The organism is Phreatobacter sp. (genome assembly GCF_052440005.1).
Taxonomy (GTDB): Bacteria; Pseudomonadota; Alphaproteobacteria; order Rhizobiales; family Phreatobacteraceae; genus Phreatobacter.
In genome coordinates this window covers 1-3,767 of sequence record NZ_JBQVQL010000168.1, presented here as the reverse complement: position 1 = coordinate 3,767, position 3,767 = coordinate 1, and the positions used below count along the sequence as shown (strand labels likewise).

Here is a 3,767-nt window from a genome sequence, read left to right as displayed (position 1 = left end):
GCTCCGGCTCCTGCCGCCGCGCCGCCGGCACCGCCCCGCGTGGAGACGGCAGACCCGGCCCCCCGGCCTGCGTCCCAGCCTGCGGGCCCGGTGGCCATGCAGGCGCGTCGCGCCGGCGGGACCGTGCGCATCCTCGTGCCGTTCACCCGCGAGACCCCGGGCGCGATCTTCCAGCGCGGCGACACGCTCTGGCTCGTCTTCGACACCATCGAGGAGGTGGCGCTCGCCGGCCTCCAGGCCGAGGCCGCCGGCATCTTCTCCTCCGTCGACGCCTCGCGGTCGCAGACCGGCATCGCGGTCCGCATCGGGCTCGAGCGCCAGAGCCTGGCCTCCGCCGGGCGCGACGGGCTCGCCTGGATCGTCACCCTCGCCGACAGCATGCTCGAGCCGCCGCGCCCGGTGCACCTCGCCCGCGCCACGGATCAGGGAGACAAGCTGATCGCCACCGCCGACTTCCCGCAGGCCGGATCGGTGCACCGCCTCTCCGACCCGCTGGCGGGCGATACGCTCATCGTCGTCACCGGGGCCGGCCCCGCCCGTTCCTTCGTGCAGACGCGCGAGATGGTGGAGTTCACCGCGCTCGCCGGCAGCCACGGCCTCGTCTTCCAGCCCATCGCCGACGACCTCTCGGTCACCATCTCCGGCGACCAGGTCAATGTCGGCCGGCCCTTCGGCCTGCAGCTGAGCGCCGGCCTCGCCCGGCCGCCGCCGGTGCAGCGCCTGACCCGCCGTCCGCGCACCATCACCTTCGACCTCGAACTGTGGGCGGTCGACGAGCGCGCCCCGTTCCGCGAGCGGGAGAGCGACCTCCTCGCCAACGCCGCCGCCGTGCACGACACCCAGCGCACCGCCAGGCGCCTCGACCTCGTGCGCTTCTACATGGCGCAGCAGCGCTGGGCCGAGGCCAAGGCCGTGCTCGACGCCATCGTGCGGCAGGACCGGCGGATTGCCGAGGACGGCACGATCCAGGGGCTGCGCGGCGTCGTCTCGATCATGATGCATCGGCCGGCGGATGCGCTGCGCGAGTTCTCCCACCCCGCCATGGCCAATGCGCCGGACGTCGCCCTGTGGCGCGCGACGGCGCTCGCCATGGACGGGCGGACCAAGGAGGCCCACGACGCCTTCGAGGGATCCGACGTCTCCCCCGCCACGCTGCCGCATCCGCTGGCGCGGGCGATCCTGGTGCGCGCCATCGAGGCGGCGCTGGACAGCGGGGCTGTCGACCGCGCCGACAAGCTCCTGTCCGACCTGCAGGAGATCGGCATTCCTCCCACCGCCGAGCAGCAGTTCGCCCTGCTGCGTGGCCGGGTGATCGAGGCCAAGGGCATGGACCGCGACGCCCTCGTCGCCTATGCGCGCGCCGCCAACGGACCGGACCTGCCGGTGCGCGCCGATGCCGAGAACCGGCTGCTCGCCGCCCGCTACAGGCTCGGCGAGATCGACCGCAAGGCGGCGATCGAGGAGCTCGAGGTGCAGAGCTATGCCTGGCGCGGTGACGAGGTGGAGGCACGCACGCTGGCGCTGCTCGCCAAGCTCTATGCCGACCAGGGGCAGTTCCGCGAGGCCTTCACCACCATGCGCCTCGCCATGCGCGCCCATCCGCGTTCGGAATCGGTGCGCGGCATGCAGGACGACGTCGCCCGGCATTTCGAGCGGCTGTTCCTCGACGGCAATGCCGACCAGATGAAGCCGGTGGACGCCCTGGCGCTCTATTACGACTTCCGCGACATGACCCCGCAGGGCCGCCGCGGCGACGAGATCATCCGCCGCCTCGCCGACCGTCTCGCCGGCATGGACCTGCTCGACCAGGCGGCGGCGCTGCTGCAGCACCAGATCGACCGGCGCCTGCAGGGCGCGGCGCGCTCTCAGGTGGCGGCCCGGCTGGCGCTGATCCACCTGTCCAACCGCAAACCCGCCGCCGCCCTGCAGGCGCTGCGCGCGACCCGCCTTGCCGACCTGCCGGAGGAGCTGCGCGTCCAGCGCTACCTGCTCGAGGCCCGCGCCCATGCCGACTCGGGCCGTCCCGATCAGGCGCTGGAAATGCTCTCCGGCATCCGCACGCCCGAGGCGGAGATGCTGCGCGCCGACATCCATTGGGGCGCGCAGCGCCACCGCGAATCCGCCGAGCAGAGCGAGCGCTGGGTCTCGGCCCGCGCCGGCAATGCCCCGCTCGGCAGCGACGAGCGCCGCCACCTGCTGAGGGCGGCCATCGGCTATGCGCTGGTCGACGACGCGCTCGGCCTCGACCGCCTGCGCAGCCGCTGGCGCGAGGCCATGAAGGGCACGCCCGACGAGCGTGCCTTCGACGTGGTGACCTCTCCCATCGATGCGCGGGGCGTCGAGTATCGCGAGATCGCACGCTCCATCGCCGACCGCGACACGCTGGACGCCTTCCTGAAGAACTATCGCGAGCGTTATCCGAGCGAGACGCCGGGGGCGGGGACGCCGCAGCAGCAGTCCGACACGCCGACCGGGGCCACGCCGCGCCAGGGCTGAGGCGCGCGCCGTTCAGGTGCCGAAACTTCGCACCAAGCTGCCGGCGACGAGGTTCCAGCCGTCGACCAACACGAAGAAGATCAGCTTGAACGGCATCGAGACGGTGACCGGTGGCAGCATCATCATGCCCATCGACATGAGCACCGAGGCAACGACGAGGTCGATCACCAGGAAGGGCACGAAGAGCAGGAAGGCGATCTCGAAGGCACGCCTGAGCTCCGAGATCATGAAGGCGGGGATCAGCACCCGGAACGACACCTCCTGCGGCGTCGCCGGCACCGCCTCGCGGGACAGCTCCTGGAACAGCGCGAGGTCCTTCTCGCGCACGTGCTTCAGCATGAAGTCGCGGAACGGGCCGGAGGCGCGCTCGAAGGCCTGCGGCATCTCGATCTGGTTTTCGATCAGCGGGCGCACGCCGAGGTCGTAGCTCTGCTGCAGGGTCGGCGCCATGACGAAGCCGGTGAGGAAGAGCGACAGGCCGACAATGACGGCGTTGGGAGGCGCCGTCTGGGTGCCGATGGCGGTGCGCAGCAGCGAGAGCACCACCGCGATGCGCACGAAGCTGGTCACCATGATGAGGATGGACGGCGCCACCGACAGGATGGTGATGAGCCCGATGAGCTGGATGACGCGCTCGTTGACGCCGGCGCCCTGGCCGAGGTTGATCGAGATGTCCTGGGCGGCCGCGGGGCCGGCGGCCAGCCCGGCGGCGGCGAGGACGACGAGGATCGTCGCGCGGCGCATGGCCGGGCGGGTCCGTGTCCTGCCGTCAGGGATCGTCAGGGCCATCGCCGTCCCGCACCGTCCGAATCGATGCGCGAGTTTAGCAGGCTCGCGGGCCGGGGCCTGTGGATGGCCGGCAGGACAGGACGCCGCGGGACCCGCGCTGCCGTCGCCGCGCTGTGGCAACGGTCGCGGCCCGGCGCCATGACGACCGTGCCAGGCTCGTCTCCTCCGGACGGGGCACACGGTCGAAGTCCTCCTCTCCTCGGCGCGGAGCGACAAGGGGAGGGTGATTACCGCGTCGCGTTCGGACGAGCCGGCCGGAGGCACGCGTCGCCGGAATTCCCGACCTCAGTGGGTCCTGACAGAACGCCCGCGGAGCCCGCGTCAGTTCTTCGGCGGCGTCGGGCCGCGGCCGAGGAGGGCGGCCATTTCCTCCTCCAGGCTGTCGAACACCGACTTCTCGTCGGCCGACAGGGCCTTGGCGGGAGCTGCGGGAGCGCCGGGCTGGGGGCGGGCAGGGGCGGCGGCGGCCGGAGCCGCGGGAG

At 72.4% G+C, this 3,767-nt stretch carries 2 protein-coding genes; one reads left to right on the top strand and one right to left on the bottom strand.

Going from position 1 to position 3,767, the window contains the following annotated elements; genetic code table 11:
• Positions 1 to 96 precede the first annotated feature (96 nt).
• Positions 97 to 2,496: a hypothetical protein gene (locus tag ACT6XY_RS22570; RefSeq protein WP_444750547.1), complete on the top strand. Its 2,400-nt coding sequence runs from the start codon at positions 97 to 99 to the stop codon at positions 2,494 to 2,496.
• Between the two features lie 12 nt (positions 2,497 to 2,508).
• Here the strand turns inward: ACT6XY_RS22570 and fliP are convergent, their stop codons facing one another.
• Positions 2,509 to 3,240: a flagellar type III secretion system pore protein FliP gene (fliP, locus tag ACT6XY_RS22565; RefSeq protein ID WP_444750546.1), complete on the bottom strand. Its 732-nt coding sequence runs from the start codon at positions 3,238 to 3,240 to the stop codon at positions 2,509 to 2,511.
• Positions 3,241 to 3,767 lie beyond the last annotated feature (527 nt).

Excerpts from the sequence above, each read along its gene's own strand:
- ACT6XY_RS22570 (WP_444750547.1), top strand. The coding sequence starts at position 97 with ATGCAGGCGCGTCGCGCCGGCGGGACCGTGCGCATCCTCGTGCCGTTC.
- fliP (WP_444750546.1), bottom strand. The coding sequence starts at position 3,240 with ATGCGCCGCGCGACGATCCTCGTCGTCCTCGCCGCCGCCGGGCTGGCC.